The sequence below is a fragment of the Oscillospiraceae bacterium genome (assembly GCA_015068525.1).
GTDB lineage: Bacteria > Bacillota > Clostridia > UMGS1840 > HGM11507 > SIG450.
The window spans coordinates 1-19,045 of record SVKJ01000024.1; the positions used below are offsets into that span (position 1 = coordinate 1).

The following is a 19,045-nucleotide window of genomic DNA, read 5'->3' on the forward strand; positions in this document are numbered from 1 at the left end:
AACATAATTTCAATTATGTTGCTTTTTTAATTTACAGATAAACAAGTCCTAATTTCTGGATCTGCATTCTGTGGATTTTTCCTGTTTCCATTGTATAAATTCTTGTTGTATTTATGCTTGAATGTCCTAATATATCAGCAAGACGGACTATATCTTTCTTAACGGCATAAAATGTTCTTGCAAAAAGATGCCTTAAATTATGTGGAAAGACTTTTTCTTTTGGGACATTTGCTTTTTTGCAAAGACTCTTTAACATTTTCCATATCGAAGTTCTGTCTATTGGTTTGTTATTTCTCGTTAAAAATACCGGACCATTTTTAATATTATTCTCTCTGATATAGCCTGCAAGCAGACGGCACAAACCGTCAGGCAATATAACAACTCTCATTTTTCCTTTTAAGTTAATAACTGCTTCTTTATTTTTTACTGCCTCGCAAGTTATATATTTTAATTCCGATACTCGTATCCCCGAAGAACATATTGTTTGTATAAGGCAATATAATTTTTTATTCTCTTTTGCACTTTTAAGAAGCCGTTCGTATTCCACTTTTGTAAGTTCTTTATTTGAAAATATTTGTTTTTGAATTTTTAAAGTTTTAACTTTCAGGTTCTGCCAGTTATTATATTCAAAAAAAGCGTTAAGTGACGAAAGCATTGAATTTACTGATGCAGGAGCATATTTTTCTATTAAGTCTTTTTTAAAATCCAAAACTTCTTTTTTCGTAATTTCTTTTTCGCCAAGCCACTTGGAAAAGAAATTAAGGTCCCTTAAATATTTTAAAATTGTGTTTTCACTTTTCTCCTCCTCGTATAGATAATTTTTAAATTTTTCAAGTTTTTCTTTTGTTATCATCATTTTTCACCCCTTACTATTATATACAAAAAATGATTTTTGATAATGTGAAACTAAAAATGGACGCAAAAGGGTCTGTCCCTTTTGCGTCCATTGTTGATTTTGGCGTTAAAAATACCGCATCAGGATAGCACCCAATGCGGTTATTTTAATATTATTGTTAGTCTATTCTCTTATCTCCCATAAAGAACAGGGCAACTGTTCCTCTTCCTGTGTGAGAGCCGATAACTGCGCCGATATCGGTAACTACAACTTTATCTTTTAGTTTAGGGAATTTTTCTTCAACCAAATCTTTAACTGCCATAGCATCTTCAATACAGTCGGAATTAGATATATAACATTCGCCGCTGTAATCAAGTCCTCCTATTGCATGCTCTTCCATCATTTTAACAGTTTCTTTGACAACAGTTTTCTTACCTCTTATTTTTTTACGAGGAATAAGTTTACCTTCAAAACTTACATTCATTAAAGGACAAATTCCAAGAATTGTACCAAAAAAGGCTGATGATGCCGAAACTCTTCCACCTCTTTTAAAATGAGTTAAGTCAGAGGTAAAGAACCAGTGATGGACATTTAATTTATTTTCTTCTGCCCAGTCATACACTTCGTCAATTGATTTTCCTTCCTGCTTTAGTTTATATAATTCGTTCATAAAAAGCCCGTATCCTGAGGACGCTGCAAGGGAATCAACCACTTTTATTTTCCTGTCAGGGTATTTTTCACTAAGTTCATTTGCTGCAATCTGGCTGGAATTAAATGAACCTGAAATTCCTGAAGATAAGGATACAAAGAGCACATCCTTGCCCTCTTTTAAAAACTTTTCAAAAAACTCCATATGCTCATCAACATTTATCTGGCAGGTTGTAGGCATTCCGCCGTCTGCAATTCTCTGATAAAAGTCTTTGTAAGGATAACTTTCACCAAAATCATCATCATACTGTTTATCATCCATAAGAAAATGGAAATATATGTATTCAATATTTCTTTCCTCAAAAAAACTTTTAGGCATATCTGCAGTTGTTGCACACGCTAATACAAAATCACTCATATTAAACGCCTCCTTATATATAAATTTTCTTATTTTCTTCTTTTATTTTAACACCAAATATCGTTATTTTCAATAAAAAAATTTTATATTCTTTAAATTATAGACAAAAACTTTACAGTTAACTTGACAGTTGTAAAGTTTAGTGTTATAATTATGTGAAATTTCTGTGTAAAAAGGTTGGAAATTATGGAAAACACTAAAGAAAAAATACTAAAAATAAAAGAAGAAAAGAATGCAGTTATACTTGCACATTTTTATGCACCGGCTGAAGTTCAGGAAATTGCAGATTTTGTTGGAGATTCGTTTTATCTTGCAAAAGTTGCTAAAGATACTAAGTGCGATGTAATTGTATTTTGCGGTGTATCGTTTATGGGAGAGAGTGCGAAAATTCTTAATCCTGATAAAACGGTAATTATGCCTGACAGTACTGCTGACTGCCCTATGGCTCATATGGCAACAAAAGAAAAAATAGAAAAATTAAGAAAGGAATATGACGATCTGGCAGTTGTTTGTTATGTTAACTCAACAGTCGAATTAAAATCATATTCTGATATATGTGTTACATCTTCAAACGCTTTAAATATTGTTAATAAACTTCCTAACAAAAACATATTTTTTATTCCCGACAAGAATTTAGGCAGGTTTGTTAAAGAAAATGTTAAAGATAAAAACATTATTTTAAATGACGGGTACTGCCCTATTCATGATAAGATAAGTTCAGACGAGGTTTTAGAACAAAAGAAAAAACACCCAAATGCACTTATACTTGCTCACCCTGAATGTAACAAAGAGGTATCGGATACAGCAGACTTTTTAGGAAGCACGTTAGATATTATTGAGTTTGTAAAAAAAGATAAAAACAATGAATACATAATCCTTACCGAAGAGGGAGTTTTATTTGAACTTAAGAAGAACTGTCCCGAAAAGAAGTTTTATTTTGTTAAAACTACTCCTGTATGCAAGGATATGAAATTAAACACATTAGAGAACATCTTAAAATCTCTTGAAAATTTGGAAAACGAAGTTAAGTTAGATAAAGAAACCATTGACAAGGCTTATAAGCCACTTGAAAGAATGTTAAATATATGATAAAAGAAATTAAAACTGATATAGTGATTGCAGGGTGTGGAGTAAGCGGTCTGTACTCTGCTCTTAACTTACCTGAAGACAAAAAAATAACAATTATAACAAAATCGAAAGCAGAAGAAAGTGATTCATTTCTTGCGCAAGGCGGGATTTGTGTTTTAAAAGATGAAGACGATTATGAGGATTTTTATAACGATACCCTGAAAGCAGGGCATTTTGAAAATAATCCTGAATCGGTTGAGGTTATGATTAAATCATCAAGAGGAATAATTGACGATTTAGTTAAAAAAGGTGTTCGTTTTACAAAGGAAGACGGAGAATTTCTATATACTAAAGAAGGTGCTCATTCAAAACCACGAATTCTTTTTCACAAAGATGAAACAGGAAAAGAAATAACTTCCCATCTTTTAAATCTTGTAAAACTTAAAGATAATATTACCTTGCTTGAAGAATACACAATGGTGGATATACTAACTAAAGACAACAAGTGCTATGGTATAGTATGCCACGACAGTAATTTTGAGTTTGTTAAATTATATGCAGATTACACAATATTTGCAACAGGAGGTATAGGAGGATTATTTAATCACTCGACAAACTTTCCTCACCTTACGGGAGATGCTTTATACATTTCTTTAAAGCATAATATTGAACTTGAAAATATTCATTACATACAAATTCACCCTACAACTTTATATACCGAAAAAAAGGAACGCAGTTTTCTTATATCTGAATCAGTTCGTGGTGAAGGTGCCGTTTTACTTAATAGAAAAGGCGAAAGATTTGTTAACGAACTTCTGCCAAGAGATGTTGTTACAAAGGCAATATATAAGGAAATGGAGAAAGAAAATTCACAAAATGTATGGCTCTCTCTTTGCGGTATTCCTAAAGAAGAAATCAAATCCCATTTCCCGAATATTTTAAGCCATTGTAAAGACAACGGATATGATATAACCAAAGATAATATTCCGATTGTTCCTGCTCAGCATTATTTTATGGGTGGAATTAAAATTGATTTAGATGCAAAAACTTCTATGAAAAAACTTTATGCGGTAGGAGAAACTGCCTGCAACGGTGTTCACGGAAAAAACCGTCTTGCGAGTAATTCTTTACTTGAAAGCCTTGTTTTTGCAAAAAGGGCATCTTTGGATATTACTAAAAACTATAACAAAAACGAAAATCAAGAGTTCAATATAAACATAGCAGATTATGACAATTATCAGAAAAAATACAAAACTAAAGTAAGAGAAGAGATAGAAAAGGAGAAATTAAAAAATGAATAGTATAAGTATGTTACTTAATGCCGATGAACTGATACTTGGCGCACTTAAAGAAGATATAACAAGCGAAGACATAAGTACAAATTCCGTTATGCCATCATATAAATTGGGACAGGTAGAATTAATTGCAAAACAGGAAGGAATTATTTGCGGGCTTCAGATATTTAAAAGAGTTTTTGAACTTTTAGATGAGAATACCGAGTTTGAATTTTATTTTAAAGACGGAGATAAAGTTAAACCCAAAGATTTAATCGGAATTATAAAAGGAGATATAAGAGTTTTGCTTTCAGGGGAAAGGACTGCTCTTAATTACTTACAAAGAATGAGTGGTATTGCCACATACACAAATGAAGTTGCATCTTTGCTAAAAGGCACAAAAACAAAACTTTTAGACACAAGAAAGACCACTCCAAATATGCGTATTTTTGAAAAATATTCAGTTAAAGTAGGCGGTGGCTTTAATCACAGATATAATCTGAGTGACGGTATTTTACTTAAAGACAATCATATAGGTGCTGCGGGAAGTGTTGCAAATGCTGTTAAAATGGCAAAAGAGTATGCACCGTTTGTTAGAAAAATTGAAATTGAAGTTGAAAATTTAGATATGTTAAAAGAAGCATTGGATGCCGGTGCAGATATTGTTATGCTTGATAATATGGCGCCTGAGGATATGAAAACTGCAGTTGAAATGGCAAAAGGGAAAGCAGAAACTGAATGCAGTGGAAATGTTACAAAAGAGAACATTAAAAATCTTACCGATATCGGTGTTGACTATATTTCCAGCGGAGCATTAACTCACTCTGCTCCGATACTTGATTTATCCTTAAAAAATCTTCATGCGATATAAGCAGATGCGTTAGTATCCGAACTCGTTTCTTGTCGGATTTTTTCGCTACTGCATCGTTAAAATACTCGCAAATATGTTAATATTCGTTCCGTTTTTGCCTCGCATTAACAAAAAAATCCAGACAATAAATTCAAGGAACCATAAACCTTTTAAATTCGAGATTTTTTTAGACGGAAGATTTCGATAATACGAGGTATATCAAAATCGACAACGACAAAAAAGCCGGATTTTAAAGGTTTTGGCGGGTTCGGATATTAACGCATCTGCTTAGGCATTCGGGAGTCGAACCCCTTATGGTTTAAACGCAGGAAAATTTCTAAGATTTTTGATGCGAAGGACGAAGGAATGCTCGTCGCCTTTCGAGGACGACAAATTAAAAAGATTAAAATTTAACAAATTTAAGGCATAAGGTGTTTTGGCTCCCGAGTGCCTATAGGAGGATTACCTTAGTGAAACCTTTTGAGAGAAGAAAAGAACTTGCTTTAATACTCACTTCCAAAAAAAGCGCCGTATCGGGCAGTGATCTTGCGAAAGAACTTAACTGTTCAAGACAGATTATAGTATCAGATATTGCAATTCTTAAGGCTTCGGGATATGATATTATATCTACTAACCGTGGCTATATCATAAATTCATCTCCGCTATGCGAAAGGGTTTATAAAGTAAAACATACAAGTAAAGAAACCGAAGAAGAACTTAAACTTATTGTTGGTTTGGGAGGAATTGTTGCCGATGTTTTTGTCTGGCACAAAGTTTACGGAAAAATAAAAGCAGACCTTAATATTTTTTCGCTTTCAGGTGTAGATAAATTTATCGAAGGAATAAAAAGCGGAAAATCAACCGAACTTATGCATATTACTGACGGCTATCACTATCATACGGTTAAAGCCGACTCTTTTGAAACTTTAACTAAAATTGAAGAAGAGTTAAATAAAAAGAATTTTATTGTCCCTGAAATCTAACAAATAGATATTATGTAAACTTTCCACCATAAAAGGGTCTGTCCCTTTTATGGTGGATTATTGGATAATTTTTCCTGTTAGGTAAAAAACAGCAGTGTTTATTATAAACACTGCTGTTTTTAGTTATCTTAGTATAATAATTCTTACTCTGCCGCCCTCGCTGTCTTCTTTATCATAATATGCTGAAATAGAGTATTTACTGCTGTTAGTAACCGCTTCAGTAAGAGTTGACAAATTATAGTTAAAATTATAGTCAACAGTATAAACCTGGACACTGTCGCTTATTGTATAGATTTTTCCATTAGAATCTTTCACATAAGTTGCAGTAAGTTCTTTAACATTTCCTACTGAATTTATTGCGTGAACACCGCTTAACTGACTGCCTCTTAAATCAAGACGAACAAAGGTTTTAGGTTTTACGGTAAAAAATGTTCCTGTGCTTTTTTCGGCACCGTTTGAGAGATAAGTTGTTCCGCCTCTTTCATTTGCCGAAACAATCATTCCGTACTGATAAGTGTCCCCTGTAACTTCTTTTAAAATCAACTCTGTAATTTCACCGTTTGCATTTTTATTTACATAAAGAACGTCATCTGACTTTATATTTACACCGTTTATTCTTAAAGGATAAACTTTAATGAATTCTCCGTTTTCTGAAACTGTAGTTTCTTTAACATCAATTACAGAAACATTTGAAGAAAGTTTTTGAGAGCCAAAATTTCCTCCGCTATAATTAAATACGCCCGATGCTCCGCCTCCTGATACAACTACAGGTTTTGCATAAGAATCAGAGAACGAGATTTTAACTACCTTACCCCTTAACCCTGAATATTCTTTATCAGTTTCATATTCGTGAGTGTTCCCGTCAGGAGTTGCTATTTTTATATAGTAAGATAAATACTTTTCAGTATTTAAAGTATATTCTTTAGAGCCTGTTTCCAAAGCGTATCCGTAAATTTCGTCTGAATTTACGCCATTTGTAAGAACGTCTGCGATTTTTCCATCCTTTCCAAGAAGAACTGTCACAGTCTGTCCGAGTTTAACAGTTCCTGTTGAAGAAAGTTTAGAAAACGCTTCTGCACTCTCTAATTCATAGGTATTTCCTGAAATAACTACCTGAGTCGGTGTTTCCTGATTTGGAAGTGCATTTTCATATATTCCAACTCTCTTATCAGAGTATGCCCAAACTGTATTTAATGCTTTTGAATAATATATTATATCGTTTATAGAAATATCACTTAAAGTTACAACATTACCGCCTTTAATTATTGTTACGTCACTTGCATTCATAGAAAGAGAAGAAAGGAAATTAGTTGATGTAACTCTTAATGGGCCTTCCATAGATTTATTGTCAACTATAACATATTTAACATTATTGTTGTTATCTTTTATAACACTTATACTGTCCCCTGCTTTTACCCTTTGAGAAAGCGAACTTGCTGTTATTTTAGTATTATTATAATATGCCTCAGTGTCATCAGTTAAGTCTAAAACTTCGCTTTGTGTTCCTTTTTTAACAATAATATCTTCTGAAAGAACACCCATTACCACATAAGTTTCTTTTGACTTTCCGTCTGCAAAAAAGCCTGCAATTTCTTTGTTATTCTTTAAAAGCATATCTCCTTTGGACCCTACTTTTGAAAAGTCAAAGTTTTTAGAAACTTTATATGTTCCGTTTGAGGTAACAACTTTATCAGAATCAATATTTGAATTCTCATAAGAAGAAGAAATCAAAACGACTTCTTCATATAGCTGATAACCAAGGGTCTGAAGATAAGAGTTTCCGTTTTTTGTGTTCTCATTTAATGTGTTATATACAAGGGCAATTGCGTCAATTCTTGTCATTGGGTTTCCTACGGTTGCAGAAACATTGTCAAGAAGCCCTAAATTAGAAGCAATACCCATCTGACCGTAAGGCCATTCTCCGCCGAAATCCGCGTTTTCATAGCCTAAAAGTTTAAGCATAATTGTAACCGCTTCTTCAAGTAAAACTGTTGCTTCAGGTCTGAATGTGGAATCAGGATACCCTGTTACAATCCTGTTTGTTGCTGCTACTTTGATATAACCTGCCGCCCAGTGTTCTCTTGACACATCGCTGTAAGGAGAAGTATTTGTTCCCACCGGTACACTGTTTTTATAAGGGGATGCCATAACTGCAATTTTTGCAAACTGCGCTCTTGTAAGATATGAGTAAAAATCATAATCTCCGCCTTTAGAAGCGTCCCCGTGAAGTATATCCATTTTTGATAAAAAGTCTGCCATATCATCAAAAGAATATTCTTTTGCTGAAACATTAAATACGCTAAATGATAAAAGCATACTAATTAAAAGTGTAAAACACAGTAATCTTTTCATATTTTTATCCTTTCATTTTAATTAAAATAATTTTAATCATATCTTAACGCGTCTATCGGGTTAAGTTTCGCGGCTTTTTTTGCCGGGAAATAACCAAATGTTATACCTATAAGGGCTGATACTGAAAATGCTATAAATACTGCATTAAACGACGGAACAACCGTCATTCCCATAAATTTACCGAATGCAAAGGACAGTACCGCCCCGAGAACAATTCCAATGACGCCTCCCATCACACTGGAGGTTGCCGCTTCTACAACAAACTGGCTCATAATGTCTTTGTGTTTTGCTCCCAGTGATTTTCTTATACCTATTTCCCTTGTTCTCTCTGTTACAGATACGAGCATTATATTCATAATACCGATACCTCCTACAAGAAGAGATATACCTGCTATTGCCACAAGCATCAAGGTCATTTTCCCTGTAAGGTCATCAAGCGTTTCTACCATTTCAGACATCGCAGTAACCGAATAAGCATTTGAATTTGAAAATTTCTTATACAAATAATTTTCTATAACCGCTTTTGCTTTATCAATGGTGTTTTCATCAGTTGCACTGAAATAATATGCCGTTATCATTGCATACCTTGATGCCTTTGTGTAAGGAATAAAAATTCTGTTATCTTCGCCCGTTTCCTGAGAGTCCGCCTTTTCAGTAAGTACACCTACAACCGTAAATACATCATTTCCAATTTTTAAAGTTTCGCCAATGGGCGATGCACCGTTAAATAATTCTTTCACTATGTAAGTTCCTACAACACACACTTTTTGCTTTTTATCAACATCAATATATTCAATAAAACGCCCCTCTGAAAGTTCAATATTTCTTATTGACATAAAGTCTTCGCTGACGCCGATAACACTTGTTGTTATGTTATTATTATCAACTTTTACCGTTTGAGAAGTCTGGGCATTAGGTGAACACCCCATCAGAACATCAGGGTTTTCCATAGAAAGTTCAATCATATCTTCAGGGGATATTGCTCTTGACGAACCTCTTCCCCTTACCGAAACGGTTATAAGATTAGTACCCATACTTTCAAAAGTTTTTTTCATTTCGTTAGTCATTCCTTCGACTACGCTTACAAGTGCAATAACTGCTGCAACACCGATAATTATACCGAGCATAGTAAGAAAAGACCTTAACTTACTTGACATAAGACTCTTTATCGCTAAAGTAAACGATTGCTTAAAATTCATTTTTTGTTTCCTTTCCTACTCTGTTTTTTCATCAGAAATAATTTTTCCATCCTGAATTCTCACTATTCTTTTGCACTGTTCTGCAATACTGTTATCGTGAGTAATTATAACAACTGTGTTGCCCTCAGAATGTAATTTCTTTAAAAATTCCAATACTTCCCTGCCCGTTTTGGAATCAAGTGCACCTGTAGGCTCATCTGCTAAAATAACAGATGGTTCTCCTGCTAATGCTCTGGCAATAGATACACGCTGTTGCTGACCTCCCGAAAGTTGAGAGGGATAATATTTTTCTCTGCCCGAAAGTCCAACTCTTTCTAAAGATTCTCTTGCCATCTTTTCTCTTTTCTCTTTAGGCACACCTCTATACACTAAGGGAAGTTCAACATTTTCAAGTAAATTAAGTTTTGGAATAAGATTATATTGCTGGAATATAAATCCCAAAGTTTTATTTCTTATATCTGCAAGTTCGTCTTCCGAAAGATGACTGACATCTTTGCCCAAAAGGTAATACTGTCCGCTTGTAGGAACATCTAAACAACCTATAATATTCATTGCTGTAGATTTTCCTGAACCTGACTGACCGACAATCGCAGTAAGTTCACCTTTTTCTATATGCAGATTAATTCCGTCAAGAGCGTGAATTTCATCTTCTCCGCTCTGATAAATCTTATATATATTCTCTAATTTTATCAAACCTGTCGTCCTCTCTTAATTTCTTTGACGGTTTTGCGTGGAATTGGTTCTTGCGCCTGAACCACCTGACATACCGCCCATACCTCCGGGCATTCCGCCACCCATACCGCCGGGCATTCTCATCATATTCATATTATTTGTTGAAGAAGAAGTTGATTTTACATATACTGTTACCCCTTCTTTAAGACCGCTTGTTATTTCTATAAAATCGTCATCATTTATTCCCGTTGTAACACGTACTGCAACAAAACCTTCAGGGATATCCCCAAGCCTTATATTCATATTAGAAGGCATTTGAGATCTATTCTGGTTACCTGAATTATTTGGATCTTTTGATGCACTTTGCTGACTGTTTGGAGTCTGCTGTGCGTTTGGTGTTTGCTGACCTTTTGATGTTTGCTGACTGTTTAGTGTTTGTTGACTGTTTGGCATAGTTTTACTGTCTGTTTTAGTATTTTCCCCTGCGCCTTTTTGTGTTTCGGTCTTATTATTTGGGTTTTTATTATCTGTTTTATTATTTTTATCGTTATCTTTTTGTGATATTATTTCAAGGTCATTCTTCTTTGCATCTTCCTCTTTTACATAAACAATATTTCCTCTCATAACTGCGGAAACAGGAACAACAAGTATATTATATTTCTCCTCAATTACTATTTCTGCATTAACATTCATACCAGGAAGCATACCTTCAGGATTATCCACTATAACTTCCACAGGATATGTCGTAACACCGTTAGATGTTGCACCGTTAATATTTATACTGTTTACATGCCCTGAAAATCTTTTATTAGGAAGTGCATCTGCCGTAATATCAACTTTCTGGTCAATTTCTATCTTTTCTACATCAAGTTCGTCAACCGAGATTGTAAAACTGATTACCGACATATCTGCAATAACGCACATGGTTGTATTACCGTTTGTGTTATCTAAAGTGTCCCCTGCTTTAATATTTTTTTCAATAATTGTACCGTCAATTTTTGCAGTAATTGTATAATCTTCTAACTGTTCATAGGTTTTATCAAGAGAAATTTGTGCTTCTCTTAATGTTCTGTTGGCATTTTTCATACTGTCCTTAACTGAATCACTTTCAATAACAAGGATAGTCGAGCCTTCGTACACCTGATCGCCTATATCATTATAAATTGTTGCAATATCTCCTGATACTTTGGCGCTTACAGTTTTTTTGCCTGCATAACTGAATGTTCCTGCACTGTTACAGGCAATGGTATTTATAACTGCTGTTGCAGTATCGCTTGTTGTGATACCTCCCGGATTTTCAACTTCAATATCAACATAAGAAACCGCAACATTAAGGTCATTTATCAAAGAACCTGTTGATACTCTTTTTACAACACCTGTAGTTTTATAAAATGAATTCTGAAGCGTAACGTCTGCAATAAATCCTTCGCCTATGTACCCTATATCTGATGTATTAAACGGAATAGTAAGTGTCATTTTGGATTTATCTATAATTTCACATATTTTAGTACCGTTTGAAACACTGTCGCCCTCTGATACAAACATCTGGGAAATAACACCCGAAATAGGTGCTTTTACAGTTAAATCATTAACGTTTTCCATTGTATCATTATATGAATCACGGGTTCTTTCCATAGAAAGTTCGGCTTTTTCCAAAGTGTCCGCCATATCATCTTTATCAAGTTCATATAATACGTCACCTTTTTTAACAGAGTCGCCGACTTCAAATGTATCCGACAGAACATCTCCTCTTACCGAAGAAACAACTTCGTATTTATCTTTAGGCTGAATTGTTCCTGAAGCACTTATAACCGACCTTACTCTGCCCATATTGGCAACTGCAGTATTTATCGCAGTATCATCGCCTTTTTTATTTTTAATAAAAGCGACTGCTCCGACTGATACTAAAATAACACCAGCAAGACAAAGCGCAATTATCCTTTTTGTTTTTTTACTCATATTCTTATAGCGCGAAATAATTTCTTCCTTATTTCCTGCTTTTTTAAAAATATTCTTAATACTTAGTTTCATATAGTATGTACCTCCGGATATTTTTTCTATTATACAATAATATTTTTATGTGATAATACTGTGTATTTATTATGAATAAACTGTAAATTTAGGGATGTAAAAAAACTCCAGACCGCAAAAAGTAGGAATTATCACATATAAGTATATAAAAATTATATATTTTTTATTCTAATGTAAAGATTTTTTCCAATCCCCTAATTTATACTACACTATTTTACTATAAATTACAACTTTTTTCTGATTTAATGGATATTTTTTCCATTTTTGTTAAATTTCTCTTGCTTTTATGAAAAAAATGGTATATAATGGAAATACAACCAAATAATTCATATAAAAAAGGAGATAAAAAGAAAATGAGTAAAAAAATTAAGGTACTGCTTGCAGATGATAGCATTGTATTTAAAGAACAACTTACAAAAGCGATAGAAAAAGAAGAAAGCATTGAGTTTTCAAAGCATATTACGGATGGAAGAGAGGTTATAGAATCCATAAAGGAAATAATGCCTGACATTATTATTTGCGACCTGATACTTCCTTTTAAAGACGGAATTGAAATTTTAGAGGAACTATCGCATCTTAATTTAAGAAGAATGCCCATGGTAGTCGTTGCAACTGCTGTTACTACAGATAAGATAATAAGGCAGTGTATGGAATACGGTGCAAATTACTTTATCGCAAAGCCATGCAATCCTGATAATCTTATTAAAATAATAAAGAAACTGACAACTGATATAGAAGAAAATAATATATTTAAAATGAGCGAGGAAAAAGTAGATGAGAATTCATATATAACAAATAATATTGACGAAATCATAGAGTCGAAAGTGACAAATATAATTCACAAAGTGGGAATACCTGCGCATATAAAAGGCTACAAATATTTAAGATGTGCGATTAAAAAAACAATCATTGACGAAGATATTATAAACTCTGTAACCAAAGAACTTTATCCCGAAGTTGCAAAAGAGTATAATACAACGCCTCCAAGAGTCGAACGTGCAATCCGTCATGCAATTGAGGTAGCATGGAACAGAGGGGAAGAAGAAACTTTAAACAAAATATTCGGATATACTGTTTCTTCAAATAAAGGAAAGCCTACAAATTCGGAATTTATAGCAATGATTGCAGACAGATTAAGACTGCAGAATCAAAGTATGCTGGCTAAATAAGTGGTATTGCCTGACGGCAGTTTTATTCGCCTTATGTCGAGTGGTATTGCTTTCGCAGTGGTATTGATTTTGGCAGTTTATTAGAAAATCCACCATAAAAGGGACTGTCCCTTTTATGGTGGATTATTCGTTTTTATGATAATAATTATATATTTTTTCGGCTAAAGTTTTGTTTACAACTTTATTTAACTCTTCCTTAGATGCATTTTTTATATTGTCAATAGTTTCAAAATAAGAAAATAATTTCTGCCTTGTTTTATCCCCGATGCCGTCAATATTTAAAAGGTCTGACCTGATAAGATTATTTGTTCGCAAATGATGATGGAATTTTACTGCCTGATTATGCGTTTCATCCTGCATTTTTGAAACAAGGTTAAAAGCATTTTTCTTTAAGTAACATTCATATTCTTTACAATCATCAGTTATATCGCGGGTTTTATGTTTATTATCTTTTACAAGCCCGAAAACATCAATTGAAAGTTCTGCCATCTTTACAGCATTTTTGCCAACTTTAACGTGGTTCATTCCGCCGTCAACAAAAATTAAATCGGGAAGATTTATAAATTTAAGTTTCTCTCTGTCCTCTCCGTTTTCAAGTTTCAGCCTGTCTTCTAAATAGTGTATAAGTCTTCTGTAAATAACCTCATACATTGCTCCGTAGTCATCCTGCTCAGTATGATATTTTATTTTAAATTTTCTGTACTCTTTAGGATTTGGTTTCCCGTTTTCAAAAACAGTCATAAACCCAACAATATCTTTTCCGCCCGTATTTGAAATATCATAAACTTCAATTCTTTCAGGAATTTTTTCTAAATTAAGAAGTTCTTTAAGTTCATAAAGTCCGCTTTCAAATTTATTTCCTTTTTTCTGTTTAAGCCCCTCTTTTGCATTATTTAGAGCAAGGAGAGAAAGTTGTTTCTTTTTCCCCAGTTTAGCGTAATTTAAGATTACATTAGAACCTTTCTTTGCAGAAAGGAACTCGCCTATAAGTTCCATATCGGAAAACGTAAAGGGAATAATTATTTCCTTTGGAATATAAAAAGAAGCATCATAAAACTGTTTGATAAATTCCTTTAAGACCTCTTCTTTTTCTTCTCCTGATTTGAAGAACATATTTTTACTGCCAAGCATTTTCCCGTTTCTTATAAACATTACGGTAACGCAAGTTTTTTCCTCGTCATCGTAAATACCCAAAACATCTATATCCGAATTTTTAGGTGCAGATATTTTCTGCTTTTCGGATATTTGATTTATATGATTTATCCTGTCTCTTAACTCGCCTGCAAGTTCAAATTTAAGTTCACTGCTCGCCTTTTCCATATCGGCTTTAAGTTTCTTTAATATACCATCTTCTTTACCATTAAGAAAACGGATAATTTCTTTTATATTGTTATTATAGTCTTCTTTGGAAATATATTTCATACACGGACAGGAGCATTGATTTATATGGTAATTAAGACATTCTCTGCCCTTATACTCTTTTTTCAAATCAAGATTGCAACTTCTTATTCCATACGTTTTTCTAAGAAGGTCGATTACCTCTTTTACTGAATAGGAACTCACGTATGGGCCAAAAAATTTATCCTTTTTATTATCCACCTTTCTTGTCATCATAATTCGGGGATAATCTTCCGATGTTGTAATTTTTATATATGGAAAAGTTTTATCGTCTTTTAGTAAAATATTATATTTGGGACGATGCCTTTTTATAAGATTGCATTCCAAAATAAGCGCTTCAATTTCAGAATCGGTTACAATCCAGTTAAGGTCATAAATGCAGTCTATCATTTTTAAAACCTTGTTATTATGGTTTGCACTTTTTACAAAATATGAACGCACTCTGTTTTTTAATATTTTTGCCTTTCCGACATATATAATATTATTAAGTTCATCCTTCATAATATATACGCCCGGCTTGTCAGGAAGCATTTTTAATTTTTCTTTAATTACACCGTTCACTTTAACACCTTCTATTAAAAGGGGATAGGAAAAAATGTTCATAACAAAAAGCTATTTGATTTCAGAGATTTTAAAAAAATCTTTACTTTCATTTTGCATTTTGCATTTACGGGAGGGCACGGAGGCCCTCCCCTACAATCTACAGACCCAAAAAAAGGGCTGTTTTAAAACAGCCCCCATATTTTTATTCGCCGAAATTAGAATTTATAAGCGAAACCAAGCCGTTAACAGCAGTTTCTTCGTCAACGCCCTCCGCTATAATGGTTATGTTAGTTCCTCTTGTAATCCCCAAAGATAAAACCCCAAGTAAACTCTTTGCACTAACCTTTCTTTCATCCTTTTCAACCCAAACTGTTGATTTGAATTCATTTGCTTTTTGAATAAAAAATGTAGCAGGTCTTGCATGCAAGCCTATTTGATTTTGAACTACAACATCTTTAGAGTACATAAATTATACCTCTCCCTTTTCTGACTTTAAACCTTTTAAAATATAATACAAAAATATGCATTTTAATCCATCTTTTTATACTATTAGAATACTAAATTTAGAAGATAAAGTCAACACTTTTTTGTTATTTTTTATAATTTACATAAAATTAACAATTTATTGTTTGTTTTTTCTATAAAGTCTGCTATGATATTATTATATGAAATTTTTTTAAGGTGGTAATTATTATGAATTTTTTAAGGCGTATTTTTTATAATATGTACGGTATGGACAAAATGGGTTATTTTACAATACTTACCTCAATTGTTTTAAACCTTCTTGGCAGTCTTTTTCGTGTGCGTCTTTTTATTATTTTAGGTGAAATTATCTTTTTATATTCGGCTTTTCGATTTATTTCTAATAATAAGGCTCAAAGATTTAAGGAAAATCAGAAATTTTTAAAAATATATGAAGATGTAAAAAGAAAGTTAAGACAGAATAAAGCAAGACTTAGTGATAAAAAGAATAATTATTTCCGTTGCCCGAAATGCAAAACTTACCTTTCTGTGCCAAAAGGCGTAGGCAAAGTATGTATAGTTTGCAGAAAATGCAATCATCAGTTTATTAAACGCAGCAAATAGTATACGAACTTGTATACTGCACTAAAAGTCAAGATATATTTCGATTGAAATATATCTTTATTTATGTTATAATGATTTCATCAAAGATGAATTCTGCGATATACCTTTCGGTGCGATATATTTTTGAATATCCCCGCCAAAGGCGGAATATGCAAAAAATGAGAATTAGGAGTGAAATTTTTATGAAAACTAAAATTGCTCTTATCCCTGCGTATAAACCTGACATAAAACTTATAACCCTTATTGAATCATTAATCAAAACGGATATTATTCCTGTTGTGGTTAATGACGGCAGCGGGAATGAGTTTGACGAAATTTTTCAAAAAGCAAATGAATATTGCCATGTTCTTTCTCACGAAGTAAATAAAGGAAAAGGAAGAGCGTTAAAGACGGGACTTTCATACATTAAAGATACCTACAAAAAGGATTACATAGTTGTTACTTTAGATGCTGACGGTCAGCATACTATTAAAGATGCGAAAAAAGTATTAAGTCTTTGCGAAGAAAATCCCAAAGTTCTTGTTTTGGGAAGCCGTTTTTTTGACAAGGACACTCCTCTGAGAAGCAGATTCGGAAACACGCTTACAAGACTTGTATACAAAATTTCTACAGGAATTTCAGTATATGATACTCAAACGGGGCTTCGTGCTTTCTCTGACGAAATCATTGATAATCTGATTGACATTAAAGGCGAAAGATACGAGTATGAAATGAATGTTCTGCTTGAATGTAAAAATTCAGGTATTAAAATAATTGAAACCAAAATTGAAACAATTTATATTGATAATAATTCCTCATCACATTTTGATGCAGTTAAAGACTCAATAAGAATATATAAAAATATCTTAAAATTTTCTGCTTCGTCAATTTTCTCGTTTTTAGTTGACTATGGATTTTACAGTTTATTTTTAGTTATATTCGGTCTTTTTGGAATTTCAAAAACTGTTACTTTTTCAAACATCTGTGCAAGATGTATAAGTTCCGTAGTTAATTTTAATATTAACAGAAAGTACGTTTTCAAAAGCAAAAAAAATATTATAAAATCACTTATTGAATACTATTTTTTAGTTGCAGTTATACTTATAGGTAACACTTTGGTACTTAACTTCTTTATTTATAAACTTTCTTTAAATGCATTTTTTGCAAAAATTGTTACTGAGATAGTTTTCTTTATTATAAGTTTTTTTACACAAAATTTCATAGTTTTTAAAAGGGAGAGTTAAATGAAACTGTTATTTGAGTTGTTTATATGTTTTTTCAAAATAGGTATTATGACCTTCGGAGGCGGAATGGCAATGCTTCCGATTTTAGAAAAAGAAGTTGTTGATAAGAAAAGGTGGGCAACAAGAGAAGAACTTCTTGATTATTACGCTGTATCACAATGCACACCCGGAATAATCGCAGTAAATGTTGCAACTTTTATAGGTCATAAACTAAAAGGAATAAAAGGCGGCGTTGTTGCAACTTTAGGGGTTGTCTGCCCCTCTGTTATAATTATTTTAATTATTGCCGCTTTTCTTAAAACTTTTTCTTCTCTTATAATTGTTCAAAAAGCATTTAACGGAATAAGAGTTGCTGTATGCGCTCTTGTTATTTCTTCAGTTGTCGGTCTTTGCAAAAAAGGAATAAAGGACTTCTTAGGGGTTATAATTGCACTTTCAACTTTCGGGATAATTGTCGCACTTAATTTATCTCCTATTTATATAGTTATTTGTGCCGTAATTATCGGTATATCCTATAATTTAATAAAGGAGAAAAGAAAATGATTTATTTAACACTTTTTTATGAATTTTTCAAAGCGGGGCTTTTCGCTGTGGGCGGCGGTCTTGCTACACTTCCTTTTTTATATAATATGGCAGATAACTATTCTTGGTTTACCCATTCGGAACTTACTGATATGATTGCAATTTCCGAATCTACACCTGGTCCTATAGGTGTTAATATGGCAACCTATTCAGGATTTAACGCATCAGGAGTTTTGGGAGGAATTGTTTCCACCTTAGGTTTAATATTACCCTCTATAATAATAATTCTTATAATTTCATCATTTTTAAATAAATTTAAAGATAACAAGTTTGTAGAATATTCTTTTTATGGAATAAGACCTGCCGTATGCGGACTTATATCCGCTGCTGTTTTTGATATTATTTTGGTTACCCTGCTCGATTTAAATTATTTAGGTAGTTTTTTAAACATATTTAAAATAAAGGAAATTATCTTATTTGCAGTTTTATTTATCCTAATAAGAAAAATAAAAATCCACCCTATTTTCTTTATTTTAGCATCAGGAATTATTGGTATCATTTTATTGTAACAAAAAAGGAGATGTTTAAACATCTCCTTTCAGACTGTCGAAAAAGTCGGTCTACCGCAAAAAAATTAAAAAAATTTAAGAATATTGATAAATAAAGATATTAATAATTCAAAGTGAAATGGCAAGGGCATCATCGAGAAACTGATGTGACCCCAAAAAGTTAGACTTTTTATAGCGTAGTGGTTTTAGAGGCTGCTACGCTATT

17 protein-coding genes are annotated in these 19,045 nt (G+C 32.8%); 9 read left to right on the forward strand and 8 right to left on the reverse strand.

The features are described 5' to 3' along the window. Positions 1-31: 31 nt before the first annotated feature. On the reverse strand, positions 32-856 hold the full coding sequence (locus E7419_07005) for an integrase (protein ID MBE7014935.1): 825 nt from the start codon (positions 854-856) through the stop codon (positions 32-34). A 157-nt stretch (positions 857-1,013) separates the two neighbouring features. Beyond that, complete coding sequence (locus tag E7419_07010) at positions 1,014-1,901, reverse strand: DegV family protein (GenBank protein MBE7014936.1); 888 nt, start codon at positions 1,899-1,901, stop codon at positions 1,014-1,016. A gap of 186 nt (positions 1,902-2,087) precedes the next feature. Here E7419_07010 and nadA point away from each other — a divergent pair, with 186 nt between their 5' ends. The 4 genes from nadA (at position 2,088) to E7419_07030 (ending at position 6,076) form a co-directional block, all read left to right on the forward strand. Next, on the forward strand, positions 2,088-2,990 hold the full coding sequence (gene nadA, locus E7419_07015) for a quinolinate synthase NadA (GenBank protein MBE7014937.1): 903 nt from the start codon (positions 2,088-2,090) through the stop codon (positions 2,988-2,990). Continuing rightward, positions 2,987-4,270, forward strand: coding sequence for an L-aspartate oxidase (locus E7419_07020; GenBank protein ID MBE7014938.1), 1,284 nt, complete (start codon positions 2,987-2,989; stop codon positions 4,268-4,270). The genes nadA and E7419_07020 overlap by 4 nt, the downstream gene beginning before the upstream one ends. Further along, positions 4,263-5,114, forward strand: a complete 852-nt coding sequence (nadC, locus tag E7419_07025; GenBank protein MBE7014939.1) for a carboxylating nicotinate-nucleotide diphosphorylase — start codon at positions 4,263-4,265, stop codon at positions 5,112-5,114. Before E7419_07020 ends, nadC begins: the two co-directional genes overlap by 8 nt. Before the next feature lie 449 nt (positions 5,115-5,563). Further along, positions 5,564-6,076, forward strand: a complete 513-nt coding sequence (locus E7419_07030; protein ID MBE7014940.1) for a transcription repressor NadR — start codon at positions 5,564-5,566, stop codon at positions 6,074-6,076. 123 nt (positions 6,077-6,199) lie between these two features. Here the strand turns inward: E7419_07030 and E7419_07035 are convergent, their stop codons facing one another. Genes E7419_07035 through E7419_07050 form a run of 4 tightly spaced genes read right to left on the reverse strand, consistent with a single transcriptional unit; the run spans position 6,200 to position 12,330 of the window. Further along, on the reverse strand, positions 6,200-8,428 hold the full coding sequence (locus E7419_07035; GenBank protein MBE7014941.1) for a hypothetical protein: 2,229 nt from the start codon (positions 8,426-8,428) through the stop codon (positions 6,200-6,202). 32 nt (positions 8,429-8,460) lie between these two features. Continuing rightward, on the reverse strand, positions 8,461-9,627 hold the full coding sequence (locus E7419_07040) for an FtsX-like permease family protein (protein MBE7014942.1): 1,167 nt from the start codon (positions 9,625-9,627) through the stop codon (positions 8,461-8,463). Between the two features lie 15 nt (positions 9,628-9,642). Then, the gene (locus E7419_07045) at positions 9,643-10,320 is read right to left on the reverse strand and encodes an ABC transporter ATP-binding protein (protein ID MBE7014943.1); all 678 of its coding nucleotides are present in this window, start codon (positions 10,318-10,320) and stop codon (positions 9,643-9,645) included. Between the two features lie 15 nt (positions 10,321-10,335). Further along, positions 10,336-12,330, reverse strand: coding sequence for an HlyD family efflux transporter periplasmic adaptor subunit (locus tag E7419_07050; GenBank protein ID MBE7014944.1), 1,995 nt, complete (start codon positions 12,328-12,330; stop codon positions 10,336-10,338). Between the two features lie 353 nt (positions 12,331-12,683). Here E7419_07050 and spo0A point away from each other — a divergent pair, with 353 nt between their 5' ends. Further along, on the forward strand, positions 12,684-13,499 hold the full coding sequence (gene spo0A, locus E7419_07055; GenBank protein MBE7014945.1) for a sporulation transcription factor Spo0A: 816 nt from the start codon (positions 12,684-12,686) through the stop codon (positions 13,497-13,499). A 123-nt stretch (positions 13,500-13,622) separates the two neighbouring features. Here the strand turns inward: spo0A and uvrC are convergent, their stop codons facing one another. Beyond that, positions 13,623-15,500, reverse strand: coding sequence for an excinuclease ABC subunit UvrC (gene uvrC / locus E7419_07060; GenBank protein MBE7014946.1), 1,878 nt, complete (start codon positions 15,498-15,500; stop codon positions 13,623-13,625). 142 nt (positions 15,501-15,642) lie between these two features. Continuing rightward, positions 15,643-15,906 (reverse strand): HPr family phosphocarrier protein, encoded by a 264-nt coding sequence (locus tag E7419_07065; GenBank protein MBE7014947.1) that lies wholly within the window; start codon positions 15,904-15,906, stop codon positions 15,643-15,645. A gap of 227 nt (positions 15,907-16,133) precedes the next feature. Here E7419_07065 and E7419_07070 point away from each other — a divergent pair, with 227 nt between their 5' ends. The 4 genes from E7419_07070 to E7419_07085 all read left to right on the forward strand — a co-directional run bounded on the left by E7419_07070 (position 16,134) and on the right by E7419_07085 (position 18,840). Then, a complete protein-coding gene (locus tag E7419_07070; protein ID MBE7014948.1) occupies positions 16,134-16,526 on the forward strand; it encodes a hypothetical protein in 393 nt (130 codons plus the stop codon). A 182-nt stretch (positions 16,527-16,708) separates the two neighbouring features. Then, positions 16,709-17,749 (forward strand): glycosyltransferase, encoded by a 1,041-nt coding sequence (locus E7419_07075; protein MBE7014949.1) that lies wholly within the window; start codon positions 16,709-16,711, stop codon positions 17,747-17,749. After that, positions 17,750-18,292 carry a chromate transporter gene (locus tag E7419_07080; GenBank protein ID MBE7014950.1) on the forward strand — a complete coding sequence of 181 codons (543 nt, stop codon included), beginning with the start codon at positions 17,750-17,752 and terminating at the stop codon, positions 18,290-18,292. After that, on the forward strand, positions 18,289-18,840 hold the full coding sequence (locus E7419_07085; protein ID MBE7014951.1) for a chromate transporter: 552 nt from the start codon (positions 18,289-18,291) through the stop codon (positions 18,838-18,840). The genes E7419_07080 and E7419_07085 overlap by 4 nt, the downstream gene beginning before the upstream one ends. Positions 18,841-19,045: the final 205 nt, after the last annotated feature.

Excerpts from the sequence above, each read along its gene's own strand:
- E7419_07005 (MBE7014935.1), bottom strand. The coding sequence starts at position 856 with ATGATGATAACAAAAGAAAAACTTGAAAAATTTAAAAATTATCTATAC.
- E7419_07010 (MBE7014936.1), bottom strand. The coding sequence starts at position 1,901 with ATGAGTGATTTTGTATTAGCGTGTGCAACAACTGCAGATATGCCTAAA.
- nadA (MBE7014937.1), top strand. The coding sequence starts at position 2,088 with ATGGAAAACACTAAAGAAAAAATACTAAAAATAAAAGAAGAAAAGAAT.
- E7419_07020 (MBE7014938.1), top strand. The coding sequence starts at position 2,987 with ATGATAAAAGAAATTAAAACTGATATAGTGATTGCAGGGTGTGGAGTA.
- nadC (MBE7014939.1), top strand. The coding sequence starts at position 4,263 with ATGAATAGTATAAGTATGTTACTTAATGCCGATGAACTGATACTTGGC.
- E7419_07035 (MBE7014941.1), bottom strand. The coding sequence starts at position 8,428 with ATGAAAAGATTACTGTGTTTTACACTTTTAATTAGTATGCTTTTATCA.
- E7419_07040 (MBE7014942.1), bottom strand. The coding sequence starts at position 9,627 with ATGAATTTTAAGCAATCGTTTACTTTAGCGATAAAGAGTCTTATGTCA.
- E7419_07050 (MBE7014944.1), bottom strand. The coding sequence starts at position 12,330 with ATGAAACTAAGTATTAAGAATATTTTTAAAAAAGCAGGAAATAAGGAA.
- spo0A (MBE7014945.1), top strand. The coding sequence starts at position 12,684 with ATGAGTAAAAAAATTAAGGTACTGCTTGCAGATGATAGCATTGTATTT.
- uvrC (MBE7014946.1), bottom strand. The coding sequence starts at position 15,500 with ATGAACATTTTTTCCTATCCCCTTTTAATAGAAGGTGTTAAAGTGAAC.
- E7419_07065 (MBE7014947.1), bottom strand. The coding sequence starts at position 15,906 with ATGTACTCTAAAGATGTTGTAGTTCAAAATCAAATAGGCTTGCATGCA.
- E7419_07070 (MBE7014948.1), top strand. The coding sequence starts at position 16,134 with ATGAATTTTTTAAGGCGTATTTTTTATAATATGTACGGTATGGACAAA.
- E7419_07075 (MBE7014949.1), top strand. The coding sequence starts at position 16,709 with ATGAAAACTAAAATTGCTCTTATCCCTGCGTATAAACCTGACATAAAA.
- E7419_07080 (MBE7014950.1), top strand. The coding sequence starts at position 17,750 with ATGAAACTGTTATTTGAGTTGTTTATATGTTTTTTCAAAATAGGTATT.
- E7419_07085 (MBE7014951.1), top strand. The coding sequence starts at position 18,289 with ATGATTTATTTAACACTTTTTTATGAATTTTTCAAAGCGGGGCTTTTC.